The organism is Streptomyces sp. NPDC045022 (genome assembly GCF_056432605.1).
The window spans coordinates 47,843-69,754 of sequence record NZ_JBWKIR010000003.1; the positions used below are offsets into that span (position 1 = coordinate 47,843).

The window sequence follows — 21,912 nt, forward strand, 5'->3', positions numbered from 1 at the left end:
CAGCCGCACCGTCGCGGGCCCCCGGAGGATGTCGTGACCGACACACAGACCTTGATCGAGAACCGTCCGCCGTCCGTGGCGGCCCTCTTCCTGGAGCGCGTGGCAGCCACACCGGACGCCGAGGCCTACCGCTACCCGGTACCGCCGTCCGCCACGGGCTCGACCACGCTCGAGCAGACGGGTACCGCCCAGGGCCAGGGCCCCGATGACTGGAAGTCGCTCAGCTGGGCGCAGGCGGCCGACCGGGTGTACGCGATCGCGGCCGGGCTCATCGAGCTGGGTGTCGAGCCGGAGCAGCGGGTGGCGCTCGCCTCCTCGACCCGCGTCGAGTGGATCCTCGCCGACCTCGGCATCATGTGTGCCGGCGGCGCCACGACCACCATCTACCCGCAGACCAACGCCGATGAGTCGGCCTTCATCCTCTCCGACTCCGAGAGCCGGGTGCTGATCGCCGAGGACGCGGCCCAGGCCGCCAAGGCGGTCGAGAAGCGTGCCGAGCTGCCCGACCTGACCAAGGTCGTCGTCATCGACCCGGCCGGCGTCGAGACGAACGACTGGGTGACCACCCTCGCCGAGCTGGAGCAGCGCGGCGCCGCCTACCTGGAGACGCACCCGCAGCTGATCAAGGAGCGGGTCGGCGCGATCACCAAGGACCAGCTCGCCACCCTCATCTACACCTCCGGCACCACCGGCCGCCCCAAGGGTGTGCGCCTGCCGCACGACAACTGGGCGTACATGGCGAAGGCGATCACCGCGACCGGCCTGATCAGCGGCGAGGACGTCCAGTACCTGTGGCTGCCGCTCGCCCACGTCTTCGGCAAGGTGCTCACCTCCGGCCAGATCGAGGTGGGGCACGTCACCGCCGTCGACGGACGGGTCGACAAGATCATCGAGAACCTTCCGGTGGTGCGGCCGACGTACATGGCGGCCGTGCCGCGGATCTTCGAGAAGGTCTACAACGGCGTCGCGGCCAAGGCCCGGGAGGGCGGCGGGGCCAAGTACAAGATCTTCCAGTGGGCCGCCGACGTCGCCCGCGAGTACGCCAAGGTCAGCCAGGACAACTTCCGGCGCACCGGCACCGCCGCCGTGCCCTTCGGCCTCGCCGCCAAGCACAAGGTCGCCGACACCCTCGTCTACGGCAAGCTCCGCGAGGCCTTCGGCGGCCGGCTGCGCGCCTGTGTCTCGGGCGCCTCCGCGCTCTCCCCGGAGATCGGCTACTTCTTCGCCGGCGCCGGCATCCACATCCTGGAGGGCTACGGCCTCACCGAGTCCTCCGCGGCCTCCTTCGTCAACCCCGGCGAGGCCTACCGCACCGGCACGGTCGGCAAGCCGCTGCCCGGCACCGAGGTCCGCATCGCCGACGACGGCGAGATCCTGCTGCGCGGCCCCGGCATCATGGAGGGCTACCACAAGCTGCCCGACACGACCACCGAGGTGCTGGAGTCCGACGGGTGGTTCCACACCGGCGACATCGGCGAGCTGTCCCCCGACGGCTATCTGCGCATCACCGACCGCAAGAAGGACCTCATCAAGACCTCCGGCGGCAAGTACGTCGCCCCCGCCGAGGTGGAGGGACAGTTCAAGGCGGTGTGCCCGTACGTCTCCAACATCCTGGTGCACGGCGCCGACCGGAACTACTGCACCGCCCTCATCGCCCTGGACGAACTCGCGATCCAGGACTGGGCGAAGGACAACGGCCTGGCGGGCAGGCCGTACGCCGAGATCGTCGCCGCGCCGCAGACGGTCGAGATGGTCGACGGCTACGTCAAGCAGCTCAACGCCGGTCTCCAGCGCTGGCAGACCATCAAGAAGTTCCGCCTGCTGCCGCGTGATCTCGACGTGGAGCACGGTGAGATCACGCCGAGCCTGAAGCTGAAGCGGCCCGTCGTGGAGCGGGAGTACAAGCACCTCATCGACGAGATGTACGCCGGCACCCGGGAGGCGTAGCGCGGTTCCCGGAGGGGTGACGGGTCCCTGGGGCCTTCGTCTGGATCATGCCGGATCCAAACGAAAGGCCCCAGGCGGCCGCGGGACGTCCGCGGCCTGCCGTGCCCGCGCGGCGCAGCCGGACACGGCCCCGCGCCCCTGGGGGACTTTGCGCTCGGCCTCGCTCGAAAGGTGGCGTCTTCTGACGCACTCGTAGCACGGTTCTCAGCCACGCCTGTCCACTTCGGTGACTCACCGCTCATGCGTGGGGTCTTTCTGTCACCCTGGGCCGCATGGACATGGCGGCCATACCGATGCAGCGGGAGAGCGAGGCCCCGGGCCCTGAGGTGCGGGGTCGGGCCACGCTGCCCGGGAGCCCCCTCGCGCCGGCGTCGGCCCGCGCGCTGGTGCGGGCCGCGCTGGCCGAGGCACCCGGGGTGCCGGCCCGGCTCGCCGACGACGCCGTGGCCGTCGTCAGCGAACTGGTCACCAACGCCGTGGTGCACGCCGGTACCGACCTGGAGGTCCACTGGCGTCTGGAGACGACAGGGGCCTTCGTCGTGGAGGTGTGGGACCAGCATCCTTCCCGCGCCCCGCGCGACCCCGTCGGCGGTGAGGCGCCGTACGACACGGCCGAGTACGGGCGCGGGTTGCGGCTGGTCGCCACCCTCGCGGAGTCCTGGGGCGTCACCTACCGCACCGGGGCCAAGACGGTGTGGGCACGGCTGCCCCCGGGCGGCAGCGAGGCCGCGGACGGACCCGCCGCGGACCCCGCCCTGGCCATCGCCGAGGACCTGGCCCCGCAGCCGCACCGCGCCGACGGCGACCGGGACTGGCTCGGCCGGGGCGCGCTGTCCTTCCTCGCCGAGGCCTCCGACCTGCTCGCCGGACAGCTGGACGAGAACCTGGTCGCCGCCCTCACCGGCCAGCTGATCGTGCCCCGGCTCGCCGACTGGTGCGCGGTGTGGCTGGAGGACGAGGCGACCGTGCGCGGCGGCGCGGGCGGCGGCCCGGCGCGGGTCTGGCACGCCAGCGAGGCCCGCAGCGAGGAACTGCGGTGCGCCCTGGAGAAGGAGCCGCCGTGCCCGTGGGACGGGCTGCGCTCCGGCCCCGAGCCGTACCCCTGGCCCGGCGACGCGCTCGGCCCCCAGGGCGCCGACGGCACGGCGCTGGCGTACCGGCTGATCGCGGGCGGCCGTCCGCTCGGCACCCTGGTCATCGGCCGGTGCGGGCTGATCCGGTTCCCCGACGAGGTGACCGGGCTGGTCGAGGATCTCAGCCGGCGGGTCGCCCTCGCCATCGGCGCGGCCCGCCAGTACGCCCGCCAGGCCACCATCAGCGCCGTCCTGCAGCGCGGCCTGCTGCCCGGCGCGGTCGCCGAGATCCCCGGCGTGCGCAGCGCGCTCGTCTACGAGCCCTGCGACAAGGGCGGTCCCAGCGGCGACTTCTACGACCTGTTCCCGGCCGGCGACGGCCGCTGGTGCTTCGCCGTCGGCGACGTCCAGGGAAAGGGTCCCGAGGCGGCGGTGGTGATCGGCCTGGCCCGCCCCTGGCTGCGGCTCCTCGCCCGCGAGGGCTACCGCGTCGCCGACGTCCTCGACCGCCTCAACCAGCTCCTCCTGGACGACGCCACCGAGGCCGCCGACGCCGCCGCCCGCGCCCTGGTCGCCGCCGGCGGCCGGCCCGTGGTGCCCGGGGACGGCCCGCAGACCCGCTTCCTGTCCCTGCTCTACGGCGAGCTGACCCCGCACGACGGCGGGGTCCGCTGCACCCTCGCCTCCGCCGGGCACCCCCTGCCACTCGTCCTCGGCCCCGACGGCGGCGTGCGCACCGCCGCCCGTCCGCAGACCCTGCTCGGCGTGGTCGAGGACGAGACCTACACCAGCGAGACCCTCGACCTGCGACCCGGCGACAGCCTGCTGTGCGTCACGGACGGGGTGACCGAGCGCCGTTCCGGCTCCCGCCAGTTCGACGACGGCGACGGGCTCGCGCGGGCCCTGTCCGGCTGCGCGGGCCTGAGCGCCGAGCTGATCGCGGAAAGGATCCGCCGCCTGGTGCACGACTTCGGCGGCGGTCTCCCGGAGGACGACCTGGCCCTGCTGGTGCTGCAGGCGGAGTAACCGCGGTCGTACGGGACAATGGGGGACATGCCTTCCGCACTCCCCGACGGCGAGCCCGTCCCCGCCGACGGCGCGCTGCCCGCCGCCGCGCTCGCCGGGGCCGCCGACCGCCCCCTCGGGTTCTACCTGCACGTCCCGTACTGCGCGACCCGCTGCGGCTACTGCGACTTCAACACCTACACCGCGACCGAGCTGCGCGGCACCGGCGGTGTGCTGGCGTCCCGCGACAACTACGCCGAGACCCTGACCGACGAGGTGCGCCTGGCCCGCAAGGTGCTCGGCGACGATCCGCGCGAGGTCCGGACGGTCTTCGTCGGCGGGGGCACGCCCACGCTGCTGGCGGCCGGCGACCTCGTACGGATGCTGGGCGCGATCCGGGACGAGTTCGGGCTGGCGCCGGACGCGGAGATCACGACGGAGGCGAACCCGGAGTCGGTCGACCCGGCCTACCTCGCCACTCTCCGGGAGGGCGGCTACAACCGGATCTCCTTCGGCATGCAGAGCGCGAAGCAGCATGTGCTGCGGGTCCTCGACCGCACCCACACCCCCGGCCGCCCCGAGGCGTGCGTGGCGGAGGCGAGGGCGGCCGGCTTCGAGCACGTCAACCTCGACCTGATCTACGGCACGCCGGGGGAGAGCGACGACGACTGGCGGACGTCCCTGGACGCGGCGATCGGCGCCGGACCCGACCACGTCAGCGCCTACGCCCTGATCGTCGAGGAGGGCACGCAGCTCGCCCGCCGCATCCGCCGGGGCGAGGTCCCGATGACCGACGACGACGTCCACGCCGACCGCTACCTGATCGCCGAGGAGACCCTGTCGGCGGCGGGCCTCGACTGGTACGAGGTCTCCAACTGGGCCACCTCGGAGGCGGGCCGCTGCCTGCACAACGAGCTGTACTGGCGGGGCGCCGACTGGTGGGGGGCCGGGCCGGGGGCGCACTCGCACGTGGGCGGGGTGCGCTGGTGGAACGTGAAGCATCCGGGGGCCTACGCGGCGGCGCTGGCGTCGGGGCGGTCGCCGGGCGCCGGGCGTGAGGTGCTGTCGGAGGAGGACCGCCGGGTGGAGCGGATCCTGCTGGAGCTGCGGCTGCGGGAGGGCGTGCCGTTGTCCCTGCTGAAGGAGGAGGGCCTCGCGGCGTCCCGGCGGGCGCTGGACGACGGCCTGCTGGAGACGGGTCCGTACGCGGCGGGGCGGGCGGTGCTGACGCTGCGCGGGCGGCTGCTGGCGGACGCGGTGGTACGGGACCTCGTGGACTGACGGCCACCCGCTGTCGCCGGGAGAACGCACCGTCCCGATGGCCCAACGGCCCGGCGGCCCCGGCTAGGGCACGGTCACGTGGTCGATGAGACGTTCGACACATCCCAGCAGTTCCGGCTCCAGGTCCTTGTACGACCGCACCCGGGACAGGATGCCCTGCCAGGCCGCGCCCGTGTTCCCGGGCCAGCCCAGGGCGCGGCACACACCCGTCTTCCAGTCCTGGCCCCGGGGGACGGTCGGCCACGCGTCGATCCCCAGGGCCGACGGCTTCACCGCCTCCCAGATGTCGATGTACGGGTGGCCGACGACGAGCGCGTGCTCACTCGTCACCGACTGGGCGATGCGCCATTCCTTCGAGCCCGGTACCAGGTGGTCCACCAGGACGCCCAGCCGTGCGTCCGGGCCGGGGGCGAAGGACTCCACGATCGCCGGCAGGTCGTCCACGCCCTCCAGGTACTCCACGACGACGCCCTCGATGCGCAGGTCGTCGCCCCACACCTTCTCGACGAGTTCGGCGTCGTGTCGGCCCTCGACGTAGATGCGGCCGGCGCGGGCGACCCGCGCGCGTGCGCCGGGCACGGCCACCGAGCCGGATGCCGTACGGGTGGGGCGTACGGGACCCGAGGGCGGACGTACGAGGGTCACGACCCTGCCCTCCAGCAGGAAGCCGCGCGGCTCCAGCGGGAACACCCGGTGCTTGCCGAAGCGGTCCTCCAGGGTGACCGTGCCCGCCTCGCAGCGGATCACCGCCCCGCAGAACCCGGTGCCGGACTCCTCCACCACCAGCCCCGGCTCGGCCGGTACCTCCGGGACCGGCTTCGGCTTCTTCCACGGCGGGGTCAGGTCGGCGGAGTACATACGAGGGCGCGGGCCCGAAGGGCTCTCGTCGGAAGGGCGGTGGCGGGAGACGGGTGGGCGCATTCGGATGACGATAGGAGAAGCCGCGACCCGAGGCTCACGACACGCCGAAACGCCTTGCCAGCGCGTCGCGTTGCCGTCGTACGAACCCCGCGTCCACCGCCGCCCCGTGCCCGGGCACGTACAGCGCGTCCTCGCCGCCCAGCGCCAGCAGCCGGTCCAGCGCGTCCGGCCAGCGGGACGGGATCGCGTCCGGACCGGCCTGGGGCTCGCCGGACTCCTCGACCAGGTCACCGCAGAAGACCACCTCGGGGGAGCCGGGGACCAGCACGGCGAGGTCGTGGGCGGTGTGCCCGGGGCCCACGTTGGCCAGCAGCGCCTGGCGGCCGCCGCCGAGGTCCAGCGTCCACTCGCCGGAGACCAGATGCCGAGGCGGGCTCAGCGCGTCCACCGCCTCGTCCGCGTCGGCCACCGGCAGCCCGTCGCGGATCGCGTCCAGACGCAGTTCCTCGCGTTCGTGGACGAACACCGCGTCCATGCCCACCGCCGCGTACACCTCGGTCCCGGCGAACGCGGCCGCCCCGAAGACATGGTCGAAGTGGGGATGGGTGAGCGCGAGATGCGTCACACGGCCGCCGGACAGCTCCTGGGCCCCGGCCCGCAGCCGGGCCCCCTCGGCCAGGCTCGACCCGGCGTCCACCATGAGCGCCGTACCCTCGCCGAGGACGAGGCCCGCCGTGCAGTCCCAGCCGGGCAGCCGGCACCGCCCGACGCCGGCGGCCAGCCGTTCCCATCCCAGCTCTTCCCAAGTCACCGTCATACGGCGACGCTAACGGTACGAGCCGGTACGGACCGGACCGACCTTGCCCAGTGCGTACCTGACAGCCGTACACTGGGCCGGGGAACGCTGGCACTCACATGGGAAGAGTGCCAGGCGGACGACCCGCAGGGACGAGGGGACGACGTGCTGGAGGTGTGCGCGGATGCTGAGTGAACGCAGGCTCCAGGTGCTGCGCGCGATCGTCCAGGACTATGTGGGCACCGAGGAGCCGGTGGGTTCCAAGGCACTCACCGAGCGGCACAACCTCGGCGTCTCCCCGGCGACCGTCCGCAACGACATGGCGGCCCTGGAGGACGAGGGGTACATCGCCCAGCCGCACACCAGCGCGGGGCGCATCCCCACCGACAAGGGCTACCGGCTGTTCGTGGACAAGCTCGCGGGCGTCAAGCCGATGACCGCGCCCGAGCGGCGGGCGATCCAGAACTTCCTGGAGGGCGCCGTCGACCTCGACGACGTCGTGGCGCGCACGGTGCGGCTGCTCGCGCAGCTGACCCGGCAGGTCGCGGTCGTGCAGTACCCGTCGCTGACCCGGTCCACCGTCCGGCACGTGGAGCTGCTCTCGCTCGCCCCCGCGCGCGTGATGCTCGTGCTGATCACGGACACCGGCCGGGTCGAGCAGCGGATGGTCGACTGCCCGGCGCCGTTCGGGGAGGCCTCGCTGGCGGATCTGCGGGCACGGCTGAACAGCCGGGTCGCGGGCCGCCGGTTCACGGACGTGCCGAGGCTGGTCGAGGACCTGCCGGAGGCCTTCGAGGCCGAGGACCGGGGTACGGTCTCCATGGTGCTCTCCACCCTCCTGGAGACACTCGTCGAGGAGAACGAGGAGCGGCTGATGATCGGCGGCACCGCCAATCTCACCCGCTTCGGGCACGACTTCCCCCTCATGATCCGGCCCGTCCTGGAGGCCCTTGAGGAGCACGTCGTGCTCCTCAAGCTCCTCGGCGAGGCGAAGGACCCGGGCGTGACCGTGCGCATCGGCCACGAGAACGCCCATGAAGGACTCAACTCCACCTCAGTCGTGTCGGTCGGCTACGGTTCGGGCGGCGAGGCGGTTGCCAAGCTCGGCGTGGTCGGACCGACCCGCATGGACTACCCGGGAACGATGGGAGCGGTACGCGCAGTGGCACGGTACGTCGGACAGATCCTGGCGGAGTCGTAAGTGGCCACGGACTACTACGCCGTTCTCGGCGTGCGCCGCGACGCGTCGCAGGATGAGATCAAGAAGGCGTTCCGCCGGCTCGCGCGCGAGCTGCACCCGGACGTCAACCCCGACCCGAAGACCCAGGAGCGGTTCAAGGAGATCAACGCCGCTTACGAGGTGCTGTCGGACCCGCAGAAGAAGCAGGTCTACGACCTCGGCGGCGACCCGCTCTCCCAGTCGGGCGGCGCGGGCGCGGGCGGCTTCGGGGCCGGCGGCTTCGGCAACTTCTCCGACATCATGGACGCGTTCTTCGGTACGGCGTCGCAGCGCGGGCCGCGCTCGCGCACCCGGCGCGGCCAGGACGCGATGATCCGGATCGAGGTCGAGCTGGACGAGGCCGCCTTCGGTACGACCAAGGACATCCAGGTCGACACCGCGGTCGTCTGCAACACCTGCAACGGCGAGGGCGCGGCTCCGGGCACGTCCGCCCAGACGTGTGACATGTGCCGCGGCCGTGGTGAGGTCTCACAGGTCACCCGGTCCTTCCTGGGCCAGGTCATGACCTCGCGGCCCTGCCCCCAGTGCCAGGGCTTCGGCACCGTGGTGCCCACCCCCTGCCCCGAGTGCGCGGGCGACGGACGGGTCCGCTCGCGCCGGACCCTCACCGTCAAGATCCCGGCCGGTGTCGACAACGGCACGCGGATCCAGCTCGCCGGTGAGGGCGAGGTCGGCCCCGGTGGCGGTCCGGCCGGCGACCTGTACGTCGAGATCCACGAGCTGCCGCACAAGACCTTCCAGCGGCGCGGCGACGACCTGCACTGCACGGTCACCATCCCGATGACCGCGGCGGCGCTCGGTACCAAGGTGCCACTGGAGACGCTGGACGGCATGGAGGAGGTCGACATCCGGCCCGGCACCCAGTCCGGCCAGTCGATCCCGCTGCACAACCGTGGCGTCACCCACCTGCGCGGCGGCGGCCGGGGCGACCTGATCGTCCACGTCGAGGTCACGACCCCGACCAAGCTCGACCCCGAGCAGGAGCGGCTGCTGCGCGAGCTGGCCAAGCTGAGGGGCGAGGAGCGCCCGCTGGGACAGTTCCAGCCGGGTCAGCAGGGGCTGTTCTCGCGGCTGAAGGACGCCTTCAACGGGCGCTGAGCAACCCCGCTTGCCGGTGGCCTATGCCGCCGGAAGCCCGGTTTCGGACTTGTTCGGAGGACGTGACAACATGCGGTCATGTCCTCCGCACTGACCGATCTCTTCCCCCACCCGATCGTGCAGGCCCCCATGGCGGGCGGCGTCTCCGTCCCGCAGCTCGTCGCCGCCGTCTCCGAGGCCGGTGGTCTCGGGTTCCTCGCCGCCGGATACAAGACCGCCGACGGCATGTACCAGGAGATCAAGCAGCTGCGAGGGCTCACGAGCCGCCCCTTCGGCGTCAACGTCTTCATGCCGCAGCCGGAGTACGCCGAGTCGGGGGCGGCCGAGGTCTACGCCCACCAGCTGGCCGGCGAGGCCGCCTGGTACGAGACCGAGCTGGGCGACCCGGACAGCGGCCGCGACGACGGCTACGACGCCAAGCTCGCCGTCCTCCTCGACAACCCGGTGCCGGTGGTCTCCTTCCACTTCGGCGTGCCGAGCCGGGAGGCGCTGGACTCGCTGCGCCGGGCCGGGACGCACACACTGGTCACCGCCACCACCGCCGAGGAGGCCCGCGCGGTGGAACGGGCCGGGGCGGACGCGGTGATCGCGCAGGGCGTGGAGGCCGGCGGCCACCAGGGAACGCATCGGGACATCCGGGAGAACGACGGCTCCGGCATCGGACTGCTGTCGCTGATCGCGCAGATCCGCGAGGCCGTGAGCATCCCGATCGTCGCCGCCGGCGGCATCATGCGCGGCGCCCAGATCGCCGCCGTCCTCGCGGCGGGCGCGAGCGCGGCCCAGCTGGGCACCGCCTTCCTCGCCACCCCCGAGTCCGGCGCCCACGCCGTGCACAAGCAGGCGCTGACCAACCCCCTGTTCGCGCGCACCGAGTTGACCCGTGCCTTCTCCGGCCGCCCGGCGCGCGGACTGGTCAACCGCTTCCTGCGCGAGCACGGCCCGTACGCCCCCGCCGCCTACCCGGAGATCCACCACCTCACCGCCCCGCTGCGCAAGGCCGCCGCCAAGGCCGGGGACGCGCAGGCCATGGCGCTGTGGGCGGGCCAGGGCCACCGGCTGGCCCGGGAGCTGCCGGCCGGTCGGCTGGTGGAGGTGCTGGCGGCCGAACTCGCCGCGGCCCGGACAGCGTTGTCGGAACTCCCCGGGCCCGGAGGTGAGCGGCGATGACCGCGCCCGTCTTCGTCGTGGACCGACTCGACGCCGCCGGACCGGAGTTCGTGCTGGACGGCCCCGAGGGGCGGCACGCCGTGTCCGTGAAGCGGCTGCGGCCGGGCGAGGACGTGGTCCTCACCGACGGGCGCGGCCGCTGGGCCGAGGGCGTCGTCAAGGCGGCCGAGGGCAAGGACCGGCTGGTGATCACGGGCCTGGAGCCCGTCCACGAGGAGCCCCGGGCCACCCCGCGGATCACCGTCGTCCAGGCCCTGCCCAAGGGCGACCGCGGTGAACTGGCCGTGGAGACGATGACCGAGGTCGGCGTCGACGCCATCGTGCCCTGGCAGGCGTCCCGCTGTATCACCCAGTGGAAGGGCGACCGCGGGCTGAAGGCCCTCGGCAAGTGGCGGGCCACCGCCCGCGAGGCCGGCAAGCAGTCCCGCCGTGTCCGCTTCCCGGAGGTCGCGGACGCGGCCACGACCAAACAGGTCGGCGCACTTCTCGCCAAGGCGGACTTCGCCGCCGTCCTCCACGAGAGCGGCGAGGAGCGGCTCGCCACCGCCGCGCTGCCCGCCCACGGCGAGATCGTGCTGGTCGTCGGCCCCGAAGGCGGCGTCTCCCCGCAGGAGCTGGCGCTCTTCGCGGAGGCGGGTGCGAGGCCGTACGTCCTCGGGCCTACCGTGTTGCGCACATCCACCGCCGGCACCGCCGCCGCTGCGCTCCTGCTGGGCCGCACCGGCCGCTGGTCCTGACACCGCCTGGGGGACACCATGGAACTCGCCCAAGTACGGCTCCTGGTCACCGACTTCGCCGCCTGCTACCGCTTCTACGCCGACGTCCTCGGACTCAAGCCGCAGTCCGGCGCGACCGAGGGCCCGTACGAGAAGTTCAGCCCGCACGCGGGCTCCGCCGGGATCGCGCTGCAGGACCGCGTGATGATGGCCGAGGTCCTGGACGAGCTGGGTGAGACCGCCACCGGCCACCGCTCCCTGGTCGTGCTGCGCGTGGACGACCTCGACGCCTACTGCGCACAGATCACCTCCCGGGGCGCCACCCTGCTGCACGGACCGGACCTCATGACCGACCGCATGCGCGTGGCCCACCTCAAGGACCCCGAGGGCAACCTGGTCGAACTCCAGGAGTGGCTGCTGCTGCGCGGCTGACGGCACCGTCCGGCTGACGGCACCCCGGGAACCGGGGCCCACGTACGGGTGAGTGGCCGTATGCGGCCTTCCGCCCCGGCCGTGCCGGTGGCACGCTGCCCTTCATGGGGGCATCGAAACGGATGCGGCGCGGGCCGCACGGGACGCGGGCGGTGGCCGTCGCCGGCCTGGTCGTGCTGGCCGGCGGTGTCATGACGGCGTGCCGGCCGGGCGACCTCAGCACCGCGACCGCGGCCTACACCACCGACACGACCGCGACCGCCCGGCTCGAACGGCAGCACGTGGACGTCAGTTGGCTCACCTGCACCGGCAGCTACGGCAACGGCGGCGGAACGGCGGCCAGGACCCCCTCGCCGACCGAGTCCACCGTCGTCACCGTCGACTGCCGGGGCGAGACGAAGGACCGGCGGAAGATCACCGTCACCGGCAAGGTGACCAAGGCCGTCGACGGCGCCTGCGTGCGTGGGGACCTGACCGCCGAGGTCGGCGGCAGACAGGTGTTCCACGTGGCCGGGCTCGGCGACTGCGACGCCACGCCCGGGCCGACGTACCGGCCGCCCACCGGAGGGCAGCCGCGGCCGACCGTGACGGTCACCGTCACCCGGACCCTCTGGTGCAAGGGCGATCCCACCTGCTGGCCCGTCGAGGGCAAGTGATCGGAACCGGGAGCGGGGCACACCGGCCGCTGCGTACAGTGACGGGGTGACTCAGGGTGCTTCGACGGGAACCACGGAATCCTCCGCCTACCTCCGATTTCCGCATCTGCACGGCGACTTGGTGACGTTCGTCGCCGAGGACGACGTCTGGCTCGCGCCGCTCGACGGCGGCCGTGCCTGGCGGGTCAGCGCCGACAACATGCCGGTGACCCTGCCCCGGATCTCGCCGGACGGGCGGCATCTCGCCTGGACCTCCACCCGGGACGGCGCGCCCGAGGTGCATGTCGCCCCCGTCGACGGGGGCCCCGCCGAGCGGTTGACGTACTGGGGCAACAGCCGTACCGAGGTGCGTGGCTGGACCGCGGACGGGCGGGTGCTCGCGCTCGGCGCGCAGGGCCGGCCCAGCTTCCGCCACACCTGGGCGCACGCCGTCCCGCTGGACGGCGGACCGGCCGAGACCCTGCCGTACGGGCCGGTCGGCAATGTGGCGTCCGGGCCGGCCACCGTGCTGTTGTCCGCGCCGATGGGCCGCGAGGCCGCCTACTGGAAGCGCTACCGGGGCGGCACGGCGGGCAAGCTGTGGATCGACCGCGACGGCAGCGGCGAGTTCGTACGGCTGCACGAGGACATCGACGGGAACATCGAGTGCCCGGTGTGGGTGGGGGACCGGATCGCGTTCCTCTCCGACCACGAGGGCACGGGTGCCCTGTACTCCTCCCTCGCCGACGGCTCCGAGCTGCGCCGGCACACCCCGCTCGACCGGTTCTACGCCCGGCACGCCGCCGGAGACGGCAACCGGGTCGTCTACAGCTCCGCCGGTGAACTCTGGCTGCTGGACGACCTGGAGGGCGCCGAGCCGCGCCGGCTGGAGGTACGGCTCGGCGGCCCCCGCGTGGACCTGCGGCCGTATCCGGTGCACGCCTCCCACTGGTTCGGGAAAGGCTCCCCCGACCACACCGCCCGGGGCAGCGCCGTCTGCGTGCGCGGCGGCGTCCACTGGGTCACCCATCGCTCCGGTCCCGCCCGCGCCCTCGCCGCCACCCCCGGCGTCCGCGCCCGGATGCCCCGCACCTTCCGCGCCGACGGCGAGGAGTGGGTGGTGTGGGTGACGGACGCCGAGGGTGACGACGCCCTGGAGTTCGCCCCCGCGACCGGCACGGTGCCCGGCGCCCCGCCCCGCCGGCTCGCCGCCGGGCAGCTGGGCCGGGTCCTGGAGCTGGCCGTGTCCCCCGACGGCAGCCGGGCCGCCGTCGCCGCGCACGACGGGCGGCTGCTCCTCGTCGAGCGGGAGACCGGCGAGGTCCGAGAGGTGGACCGCAGCGACGACGGCGAGGTCTCCGGGCTCGCCTTCTCACCCGACTCCGCCTGGCTGGCCTGGGCCCACCCCGGCCCCCGCCCGCTGTCCCAGCTGCGGATCGCCCACACCACCGACCTGTCGGTCACCGAGGCCACCCCGCTGCGCTTCCAGGACTACGCGCCCGTCTTCACCCTCGACGGCAAACACCTCGCCTTCCTCTCCAACCGTGCCTTCGACCCGGTCTACGACGAGCACGTCTTCGACCTCGCCTTCGTGGTCGGCGCCCGACCGCACCTGATCACGCTGGCCGCCGTCACCCCGTCCCCGTTCGGCCCGCAGCGGCACGGCCGCCCCTTCGAGACCCCCGACAAGGACGAGACCCCCGACAGCGAGGGCACCCCCGCCACCCGCATCGACCTCGAAGGCCTCGCCGACCGGATCGTGCCCTTCCCGGTCGAGGCCGGCCGCTACTCCACCCTGCGCGCCGCCAAGGACGGCGTCCTCTGGCTGCGCCACCCCGTGCGGGGCGTCCTCGGCGCCTCCCGCGCCCACCCCGAGGACCCCGACCCGCACACCGAGCTGGAGCGCTACGACCTCGCCCAGCGCCGCCTGGAGCACCTGGCCTCCGACGCCGACCACTTCGAGGTCAGCGGCGACGGCAAACGCGTCCTGCTGTGGAGCGACGGCCGGCTCCGGGTCGTCCCCAGCGACCGCCGCACCGGCACCGACGACGACGGCGACACCAGCGTCACCGTCGACCTCGCCCGGGTCCGGCAGACCGTCGACCCGGCCGCCGAGTGGCGGCAGATGTACGACGAGACCGGCCGCCTCATGCGCGACCACTTCTGGCGGCCCGACCTCGGCGGCATCGACTGGGACGGCGTCCTCGACCGCTACCGGCCGCTGCTGGCCCGGCTCGCCACCCACAGCGACCTGGTCGACCTGCTGTGGGAGGTGCAGGGCGAACTCGGCACCTCGCACGCCTACGTCAGCCCGCGCGGCGGCCACGGCGGCGGCTCCCGGCACGGTCTGCTCGGCGCCGACATCTCCCGCCACGCGGACGGCAGTTGGCGCATCGACCGCATCCTGCCCGCGGAGACCTCCGACCCGGACGCCCGCTCCCCGCTCGCCGCACCCGGCGTCGCCGTACGCCCCGGCGACGCGATCATCGCCGTCGCCGGGCACCCCGTGGACCCGGTGACCGGGCCCGGCCCGCTCCTCGTCGGCACGGCCGGCCACCCTGTCGAGCTGACCGTCTCCCCGGCGGCCGGCGGCGAGCCCCGCCACCCGGTCGTCGTCCCCGTCGCCGACGAGGAACCACTGCGCTACCACGCCTGGGTCGCCGACCGCCGCGCCCATGTCCACGCGGCCTCCGAGGGCCGGCTCGGTTACCTCCACGTCCCCGACATGCAGGCTCCCGGCTGGGCGCAGATCCACCGCGACCTGCGGGTGGAAGTCACCCGGGAGGGGCTCGTGGTCGACGTCCGCGAGAACCGCGGCGGCCACACCTCCCAGCTCGTGGTCGAGAAGCTGGCCCGCCGGATCATCGGCTGGGACCTCGCACGCGGCATGCGCGCCACCAGCTACCCGCTCGACGCGCCCCGCGGACCCGTCGTCGCCGTCGCCAACGAGTTCTCCGGCTCCGACGGCGACATCGTCAACGCGGCCATCAAGGCCCTCGGTATCGGACCGGTCGTCGGCACCCGCACCTGGGGCGGTGTGGTCGGCATCGACAGCCGCTACCACCTGGTCGACGGCACGCTGGTCACCCAGCCCAAGTACGCGATCTGGCTGGACGGCCAGGGCTGGGACGTCGAGAACCACGGCGTGGACCCGGACGTCGAGGTCGTCCAGCGGCCACAGGACTGGGCGGAGGGCAGGGACGCCCAGCTGGACACGGCGATCAGGCTCGCACTGGAGGCACTGGAGAGCAGTCCGGCGAAAACACCGCCGGGCCTGCCGACCTGACGGAGCGCGGGGCCGCGTCGCCATGCGGCTCCGCCGCGGGGGTACGACCAGCCACCGTGCACCCGCACCCGACCGACTACGATGCCCACGGTATTGATCACCAGCGTGAGGAGCACACGCATGGCCGGCGAACCGCAGGACGACTGCCTGTTCTGCAAGATCGTCGCGGGCGAGATCCCGGCGACGATCGTCCGCGAGACCGACACGACTGTAGCCTTCCGGGACATAAACCCCCAGGCGCCCACCCACATCCTGGTGATCCCCAAGGCGCACTACGAGAACGCCGCCGCCCTGGCGGCCGGCGCACCGGACATCACCGCCGACGTCCTGCGGGAGACCGCCGAGGTTGCCGCGGGCGAGGGACTGGAGAGCTACCGCATCGTCTTCAACACCGGCAGCGGCGCCGGCCAGACCGTCTGGCACGCCCACGCGCACGTCCTCGGTGGCCGTGGCCTGGAATGGCCCCCCGGGTAAGTCGCCATGTCCGTCCGTGAACTGGTGGTCCTCGGCACCGCCAGCCAGGTCCCGACCCGGCACCGCAACCACAACGGCTACCTGCTGAGGTGGGACGGCGAAGGCATCCTGTTCGACCCCGGCGAGGGCACGCAGCGGCAGATGCTGCGCGCCGGGGTCGCCGCGCACGACCTGAACCGGCTCTGCGTCACGCACTTCCACGGCGACCACTCCCTCGGCCTCGCCGGGGTCATCCAGCGGATCAACCTCGACCAGGTCCCGCACGAGGTCACCGCGCACTACCCGCGCTCCGGGCAGCGCTTCTTCGACCGCCTGCGCTACGCCACGGCCTACCGGGAGACGGTCCCGCTCACCGAGGCCCCGGTCGCCGCCGACGGCCCACTCGCGGTGACCCCGTCGTACACCCTGGAAGCCCGCAAGCTGTCCCACCCGGTCGAGTCCTACGGCTACCGCCTGATCGAACCCGACGGTCGCCGTATGCTGCCCGGCCGCCTCGCCGCGCACGGGATCAAGGGCCCGGACGTGGGCCTGCTCCAGCGCGAGGGCCGGTTCGGGGACGTGACGCTGGAGGACGTCAGCGAGGTGCGGCGCGGGCAGCGGTTCGCGTTCGTCATGGACACCCGGCTGTGCGACGGGGTGCACGCGCTGGCCGAGGGCTGCGACCTGCTCGTCATCGAGTCGACCTTCCTCGACGAGGATATCGAACTGGCCGTCGACCACGGCCATCTGACGGCAGGCCAGGCTGCGGCCGTGGCACGGGACGCGGGGGTGCGGCACCTCGTCCTGACCCACTTCAGCCAGCGTTACCCCGACCCCGAGGAGTTCGAGCGGCAGGCGAGGGCGGCCGGGTTCGAGGGAGAGCTGACCGTGGCGTACGACCTGCTGCGGGTACCGGTTCCGAAACGTCGGTAAAACACCCGTACGATGCTTTGATGCCCCTCCCGAAAGCAGAACTGCACCTCCACATCGAAGGCACCCTGGAGCCGGAGCTGGCGTTCGAGCTGGCCGCCCGCAACGGCGTCGAGCTGCCCTACGCCGACACGGACGAGCTGCGCGAGGCGTACCGGTTCGAGGACCTCCAGTCCTTCCTGAACCTGTACTACGAGCTGATGGCCGTCCTGCGCACCGAGCAGGACTTCACGGACCTGGCCGACGCCTACCTCGCCCGGGCCGCCGCGCAGGGTGTCCGGCACGCGGAGATCTTCTTCGACCCGCAGGCCCACCTCGCCCGGGGCGTGTCCATGGGCACGGTCGTGGAGGGGCTGTGGCGGGCGCTCGGCCGCAGCGAGGAGAACCACGGGATCTCCACCAGGCTCATCCTCTGCTTTCTGCGCGACGAGTCCGCCGAGTCGGCCCTGGCGACCCTCGAGGCCGCCGGGCCGTACCTGGACCGGATCACCGGGGTGGGCCTGGACTCCGCCGAGGTCGGGCATCCGCCGGCGAAGTTCCGGGAGGTGTACGAGGCCGCCGCCGCGCTCGGGCTGCGCCGCGTCGCGCACGCCGGTGAGGAGGGGCCGCCGGAGTACATCACCGAGGCCCTGGACGTGCTCGGCATCGAGCGTGTCGACCACGGCCTGCGCTGCATGGAGGACCCGGCGCTGGTCGAGCGGCTGGTCCGGGACCGCGTCCCGCTCACCCTGTGTCCGCTGTCCAACGTCCGCCTGCGCACCGTGGACACCCTGGCCGACCACCCGCTGCCGGCCATGCTGGACGCCGGCCTGCTGTGCACGGTCAACTCCGACGACCCGGCGTACTTCGGCGGGTACGCCGGTGACAACTTCGCGGCCGTGCGGCAGTCTCTCGGGCTCACCGAGGACCGGCTGCGCGAGCTGGCCCGCAACTCCTTCCTCGCCTCCTTCCTGGAGGACGACGAGGAGCGCAGGGCGCGTTACCTCGCCGAGGTGGCGGCGTACGAGTTCGGGGACGCGGTGTCGTAGGCCCGTTGGGCCGGCACGGCGGGCGTCTCCAGCGGGAGTTCCACGACCGGCAGCGCCCGCCTGCCGGTCCGCAGCGCCACCGCCGTCATCGGTACGGCGACCACGAGCAGCCCGGCGCCGAGGACCAGGCCCATCGCCGGGAACCCGGCCCACGCCGCCAGCACGCTCCCGGTCAGCGGGCCCGCCGCCGTGCCCAGGGACGACGCCGAGCCGACCAGGACCGCCCAGCGGCCCCGCGGGTCCAGGGAGGCGGCCAGGCCGATGACGTACGACAGCACGACCGGGTAGAGCAGGTTCCAGGAGATCTCGCCCGCGGCGAACGCCGGCAGGTCCCGCGCCGACGCGCTGAGCGCGACGCAGCCGGCGATGAGCGCGGTACCGGCGCCGATGGGCACCGCCCGGCCCAGCCGCGGGCCGAGGGTGCCCGCGCCCAGCACCCCGAGCAGTCCGGCACCGAGCGCGACCGCGAAGACCGCGCCGACGGTGACCTCGCCGAGATGGGCCTGGGCGAGGCCGATGCGGCCGCTGACGCCCCAGAGGGAGTTCTGGGCGAGGGACCAGCAGGGCATGGCGGCGGCCAGCAGCAGACCGGCGCGCGGATGCGGCAGGCGGCCGCGTCCGGCGGACGCGCGGACCGCTGCCGTGCGGGGCGACAGGCGGTCGGTGAGGGGCCAGACGGCGAGCGCGGTCAGCGCGATGGCGGCCAGGGGGACGCCGTGGCCCGGGCCGAGGCGGGGGATCGTCAGGTAGAGGGCGCCGGCGAGGGCGGAGACGCCGAGCAGGCCCAGCGTGGTGACGCGGTGCGGGTCCCTCCCCCACGCTCCGGACTCCGTTCGAGCGGGGGATACCCCCAGGGCGGCGATGCCGCTCGCGGCGACCGCCGTGACCGTCCCGGATCCGAACCCGCCGACGAGGGCGCCCGCGACGACGGCCGGTACGCACCCGGTGAGGGCGGCACCGCCGTAGCCGAGGAAGGCGAGCGCGAGCCCCGCGCGGGCGAGCGTACGGGAGCCGATCCGGTCCACCCGGGACGCCAGCAGGAAGCCCGCCGTCGCCGAACTCAGCAGCAGGGCACTGCCGATGGCCCCGGCCTGGGTGGCGGTGAGCGGGAGCCCGCTGTCGAGTCGGCCGACGGTGGTGGGCAGCAGGTAGGGGGCGAGATACCCGGCCGTGAAAAGGGCGACGAGGGGCCAGGACAGGGTGCGGGGGGCGGACACGGGCGTTCCCAGGGCAGGCGGAAGGAGCCGAGCGGCTCGGAAGAGGGGGAGGGGCGACGGCCGTCGACGGACAGGGACGCGCGAGCAAGTTGTATCAAGCACGCGGTTCCAGAAGAAGATCGGGGACCGTGATCCGGATCACCTTCGGTTTACGGGTGACCGGCGGGGGTAGAAGCCGCCGCTCTCGCCTGCTGTCGGAGGGGGGCGCCCGGATGGGCTATGGTTGATCACGTCCTGGTCGCCGGAACTTCCGGTACCCGGCCGTGCGTTGGTGGTCCAAGGAAAGACGCCCCGCTTCCTGCGGGGAAATGCAGGTGCAAGGCCTGCCCGGCGCTCCGAGTGAGCCCCATTCCGCTGTGTGCGGGGTGGGGCTCTTCTGCGTGCCCCGCTCCCGCCCGGAGACGCTGCCCGAATGCCGGGATCCCATTGACGCCTCCGTGTCCCTGTATCTAGCCTCAATTCTCATACATGGACGACATTCACAAGAGGAGATGGTCAGGGTGGGCGGCGACCCGGCTCCGCGGAACGTGGCGCGGCGACTGCGGGAGGGGATGGCGCGGGGCGTGCTGTCCTTCCCGCTCACCGCCTTCCATGACGACGGCCCGCTCGATCCCGACGGCTTCCGCGCCCATGTGGCCGACCGGCTCGCCGCCGGTCCCGGTGCCGTCTTCCCGGCGTGCGGCACCGGCGAGTTCTTCTCCCTGGACGAGGACGAGTACCGGACGGTCGTCGGCATCACCGTCGAGGAGGCGGCCGGCCGGGTGCCCGTCGTGGCCGGTACCGGGTACGGCTGGGCGCAGGCCGCCCGCTTCGCGCGGATCGCCGAGGAGGCCGGCGCCGACGCCCTGCTGGTACTGCCGCACTACCTCGTCGACGCCCCGCAGGACGGCCTCGCCGCCCAGCTGGAGCAGCTCGCGGCCCGCACCCGGCTGCCGCTGATCGCCTACCAGCGCGGCCAAGTCGCCTACGGCGTGGATTCGTTGCGGCGCGTCGCACGCATCCCGAACGTCATCGGCCTCAAGGACGGCCACAGTGACCTCGACCGGCTCCAGCGCCTCACCCTCGCCGCCCCCGACGGCTTCCTCTTCTTCAACGGCGCCGCCACCGCCGAGATCCAGGCCCGCGCCTACGCCACCGTCGGCGTCCCCGCCTACTCCTCCGCCGTGCACGCCTTCGCCCCGGAGATCGCCGGCGCCTTCTTCACCGCGCTCCGGGACGACGACCACGGGACCCGCGACAAGCTGCTGCGCGCGTTCTACGTCCCCTTCGTCGAACTCCGGGACCGTGCGCCCGGCTACGCCGTGTCCCTGGTGAAGGCGGCGGCCTGGCTGCGGGGACAGCGGGTCGGCCCGGTACGCGCCCCGCTCACCGAGCCCTCGCCCGCCGACCTCGCCGATCTCAAGGCCCTCCTCACCGCCGGACTCGACCTCGTAGGAGCCTCCCTGTGACCCGTGACCTGACCGTCACCGAGGTGCGGCTGACGCCGATCCTGATCGCCGACCCGCCGCTGCTCAACACCCAGGGCGTGCACCAGCCGTACACCCCCCGGCTGATCGTGGAGATCGTCACGGCCGACGGCATCACCGGGCTCGGTGAGACGTACGGCGACACCAAGTACCTGGAGCTGGCCCGCCCGCTGGCCGCGCGACTCCCGGGCCGGTCGGTCATGGATGTGAACCCGCTGTTCGCGATCGATCTCGACGTGGACGAGTCGAGGGTCCGGGGCGCCGTGGACGCCGGCGGGCTGCGCGGGGTGCAGAGCGCCGACAAACTCCGGCTGTCCGTGCTGTCCGCCTTCGAGGTCGCCTGTCTGGACGCCCAGGGCAAGGCGCTCGGGCTGCCGGTGCACGCGCTGCTCGGCGGCAAGGTCCGCGACGCCGTCGAGTACAGCGCCTACCTCTTCTACAAGTGGGCGCGGCACCCGTCGGGCGTTCCGGCCGAGCCGGACGAATGGGGCGCCGCCCTCGACCCGGCGGGAGTGGTCGCGCAGGCGCGGGAGTTGCGGCGGCGGCACGGGTTCGGCTCTTTCAAGCTCAAGGGCGGTGTCTTCCCGCCCGACGAGGAGATCGCCGCCGTACGCGCCCTCGCCGAGGCCTTCCCCGGGCACCCGCTGCGGCTCGACCCCAACGGCGCCTGGTCCGTCCCGACCTCCCTGAAGGTCGCGAAGGAACTCGGGGACGTCCTGGAGTACCTGGAGGACCCGGCGCTGGGCACCCCCTCGATGGCCGCGGTGTCGGCGGGCACGGACGTCCCCCTCGCGACCAACATGTGCGTGACCACCTTCGGGGAGATCAGCGAGGCGTTCACGACGCACGCCGTCCAGGTGGTGCTCTCCGACCACCACTACTGGGGCGGGCTGCGCAACACCCAGCAGCTCGCCGCGATCTGCGCCGCCTTCGGCGTCGGGATCTCCATGCACTCCAACACCCACCTCGGCATCAGCCTCGCCGCCATGACCCACGTGGCGTCGACCGTGCCGAACCTCCACCACGCCTGCGACTCCCACTACCCCTGGCAGTCGGAGGACGTCCTCACCGAGCGGCTCACCTTCACCGAGGGCCGGGTCGCGGTGTCCGACAGTCCCGGCCTCGGCGTGGAACTCGACCGGGACGCACTGGCCCGGCTGCACCGGCGGTGGGCCGAGGACGACGGCTCACTGCGGGACCGGGACGACGCGGCCGCGATGCGGGCCGGCGAACCGGGGTGGCGGACACCGGTGATGCCCCGCTGGTGACGGGCGCCACGCG

The 21,912-nt window shown here is 73.3% G+C and carries 18 protein-coding genes; 15 read left to right on the top strand and 3 right to left on the bottom strand.

From position 1 onward, the window contains the following. The first annotated feature begins 33 nt into the window (after positions 1–33). The 3 genes from AC07C1_RS06375 (at position 34) to hemW (ending at position 5,306) form a co-directional block, all read left to right on the top strand. Positions 34–1,947: an AMP-dependent synthetase/ligase gene (locus AC07C1_RS06375; protein WP_478937294.1), complete on the top strand. Its 1,914-nt coding sequence runs from the start codon at positions 34–36 to the stop codon at positions 1,945–1,947. Positions 1,948–2,225: 278 nt separating this feature from the next. Further along, a complete protein-coding gene (locus AC07C1_RS06380; RefSeq protein ID WP_478937817.1) occupies positions 2,226–4,046 on the top strand; it encodes a SpoIIE family protein phosphatase in 1,821 nt (606 codons plus the stop codon). Positions 4,047–4,073: 27 nt separating this feature from the next. Beyond that, positions 4,074–5,306, top strand: coding sequence for a radical SAM family heme chaperone HemW (gene hemW, locus AC07C1_RS06385; RefSeq protein ID WP_478937295.1), 1,233 nt, complete (start codon positions 4,074–4,076; stop codon positions 5,304–5,306). A gap of 63 nt (positions 5,307–5,369) precedes the next feature. Here hemW and AC07C1_RS06390 read toward each other — a convergent pair whose 3' ends face one another. After that, the gene (locus AC07C1_RS06390; protein ID WP_478937818.1) at positions 5,370–6,164 is read right to left on the bottom strand and encodes a DUF3097 domain-containing protein; all 795 of its coding nucleotides are present in this window, start codon (positions 6,162–6,164) and stop codon (positions 5,370–5,372) included. A gap of 97 nt (positions 6,165–6,261) precedes the next feature. Continuing rightward, a complete protein-coding gene (locus AC07C1_RS06395) occupies positions 6,262–6,984 on the bottom strand; it encodes an MBL fold metallo-hydrolase (RefSeq protein WP_478937296.1) in 723 nt (240 codons plus the stop codon). Positions 6,985–7,147: 163 nt separating this feature from the next. Here AC07C1_RS06395 and hrcA point away from each other — a divergent pair, with 163 nt between their 5' ends. The 10 genes from hrcA (at position 7,148) to AC07C1_RS06445 (ending at position 17,948) form a co-directional block, all read left to right on the top strand. Further along, entirely contained in the window at positions 7,148–8,164 is a 1,017-nt protein-coding gene (hrcA, locus tag AC07C1_RS06400; RefSeq protein ID WP_478937297.1) for a heat-inducible transcriptional repressor HrcA, read from the top strand. Then, positions 8,165–9,301: a molecular chaperone DnaJ gene (gene dnaJ / locus AC07C1_RS06405; protein ID WP_478937298.1), complete on the top strand. Its 1,137-nt coding sequence runs from the start codon at positions 8,165–8,167 to the stop codon at positions 9,299–9,301. Between the two features lie 78 nt (positions 9,302–9,379). Continuing rightward, entirely contained in the window at positions 9,380–10,468 is a 1,089-nt protein-coding gene (locus AC07C1_RS06410) for a nitronate monooxygenase (protein ID WP_478937299.1), read from the top strand. Continuing rightward, a complete protein-coding gene (locus tag AC07C1_RS06415; protein ID WP_478937300.1) occupies positions 10,465–11,205 on the top strand; it encodes a 16S rRNA (uracil(1498)-N(3))-methyltransferase in 741 nt (246 codons plus the stop codon). Before AC07C1_RS06410 ends, AC07C1_RS06415 begins: the two co-directional genes overlap by 4 nt. A gap of 18 nt (positions 11,206–11,223) precedes the next feature. After that, positions 11,224–11,616: a VOC family protein gene (locus tag AC07C1_RS06420; RefSeq protein ID WP_478937301.1), complete on the top strand. Its 393-nt coding sequence runs from the start codon at positions 11,224–11,226 to the stop codon at positions 11,614–11,616. Between the two features lie 104 nt (positions 11,617–11,720). After that, positions 11,721–12,272 (top strand): hypothetical protein, encoded by a 552-nt coding sequence (locus tag AC07C1_RS06425; RefSeq protein WP_478937302.1) that lies wholly within the window; start codon positions 11,721–11,723, stop codon positions 12,270–12,272. A gap of 46 nt (positions 12,273–12,318) precedes the next feature. Further along, complete coding sequence (locus AC07C1_RS06430) at positions 12,319–15,537, top strand: S41 family peptidase (RefSeq protein WP_478937303.1); 3,219 nt, start codon at positions 12,319–12,321, stop codon at positions 15,535–15,537. A 120-nt stretch (positions 15,538–15,657) separates the two neighbouring features. Beyond that, positions 15,658–16,011 (top strand): histidine triad nucleotide-binding protein, encoded by a 354-nt coding sequence (locus AC07C1_RS06435; RefSeq protein WP_478937304.1) that lies wholly within the window; start codon positions 15,658–15,660, stop codon positions 16,009–16,011. 6 nt (positions 16,012–16,017) lie between these two features. Further along, entirely contained in the window at positions 16,018–16,923 is a 906-nt protein-coding gene (locus tag AC07C1_RS06440; protein WP_478937306.1) for a ribonuclease Z, read from the top strand. Positions 16,924–16,943: 20 nt separating this feature from the next. Continuing rightward, entirely contained in the window at positions 16,944–17,948 is a 1,005-nt protein-coding gene (locus tag AC07C1_RS06445) for an adenosine deaminase (protein WP_478937307.1), read from the top strand. On the opposite strand, the gene AC07C1_RS06450 is transcribed toward AC07C1_RS06445, so the two are convergent. Then, positions 17,900–19,165, bottom strand: a complete 1,266-nt coding sequence (locus tag AC07C1_RS06450) for an MFS transporter (RefSeq protein ID WP_478937309.1) — start codon at positions 19,163–19,165, stop codon at positions 17,900–17,902. The genes AC07C1_RS06445 and AC07C1_RS06450 overlap by 49 nt on opposite strands. A 491-nt stretch (positions 19,166–19,656) precedes the next feature. Between AC07C1_RS06450 and AC07C1_RS06455 the strand changes: the two genes are divergently transcribed. Together AC07C1_RS06455 and AC07C1_RS06460 are read left to right on the top strand one after the other, a co-directional pair. Beyond that, the gene (locus AC07C1_RS06455; protein ID WP_478937310.1) at positions 19,657–20,613 is read left to right on the top strand and encodes a 5-dehydro-4-deoxyglucarate dehydratase; all 957 of its coding nucleotides are present in this window, start codon (positions 19,657–19,659) and stop codon (positions 20,611–20,613) included. Further along, positions 20,610–21,899, top strand: a complete 1,290-nt coding sequence (locus AC07C1_RS06460) for a glucarate dehydratase family protein (RefSeq protein ID WP_478937311.1) — start codon at positions 20,610–20,612, stop codon at positions 21,897–21,899. Before AC07C1_RS06455 ends, AC07C1_RS06460 begins: the two co-directional genes overlap by 4 nt. The last annotated feature ends 13 nt before the right edge of the window (positions 21,900–21,912 follow it).

Coding starts and splice junctions, on each gene's coding strand:
- AC07C1_RS06380 (WP_478937817.1), top strand. CDS start 2,226: ATGGCGGCCATACCGATGCAGCGGGAGAGCGAGGCCCCGGGCCCTGAG.
- hemW (WP_478937295.1), top strand. CDS start 4,074: ATGCCTTCCGCACTCCCCGACGGCGAGCCCGTCCCCGCCGACGGCGCG.
- AC07C1_RS06390 (WP_478937818.1), bottom strand. CDS start 6,164: ATGTACTCCGCCGACCTGACCCCGCCGTGGAAGAAGCCGAAGCCGGTC.
- AC07C1_RS06395 (WP_478937296.1), bottom strand. CDS start 6,984: ATGACGGTGACTTGGGAAGAGCTGGGATGGGAACGGCTGGCCGCCGGC.
- hrcA (WP_478937297.1), top strand. CDS start 7,148: ATGCTGAGTGAACGCAGGCTCCAGGTGCTGCGCGCGATCGTCCAGGAC.
- AC07C1_RS06410 (WP_478937299.1), top strand. CDS start 9,380: ATGTCCTCCGCACTGACCGATCTCTTCCCCCACCCGATCGTGCAGGCC.
- AC07C1_RS06415 (WP_478937300.1), top strand. CDS start 10,465: ATGACCGCGCCCGTCTTCGTCGTGGACCGACTCGACGCCGCCGGACCG.
- AC07C1_RS06420 (WP_478937301.1), top strand. CDS start 11,224: ATGGAACTCGCCCAAGTACGGCTCCTGGTCACCGACTTCGCCGCCTGC.
- AC07C1_RS06425 (WP_478937302.1), top strand. CDS start 11,721: ATGGGGGCATCGAAACGGATGCGGCGCGGGCCGCACGGGACGCGGGCG.
- AC07C1_RS06435 (WP_478937304.1), top strand. CDS start 15,658: ATGGCCGGCGAACCGCAGGACGACTGCCTGTTCTGCAAGATCGTCGCG.
- AC07C1_RS06440 (WP_478937306.1), top strand. CDS start 16,018: ATGTCCGTCCGTGAACTGGTGGTCCTCGGCACCGCCAGCCAGGTCCCG.
- AC07C1_RS06445 (WP_478937307.1), top strand. CDS start 16,944: ATGCCCCTCCCGAAAGCAGAACTGCACCTCCACATCGAAGGCACCCTG.
- AC07C1_RS06455 (WP_478937310.1), top strand. CDS start 19,657: ATGGTCAGGGTGGGCGGCGACCCGGCTCCGCGGAACGTGGCGCGGCGA.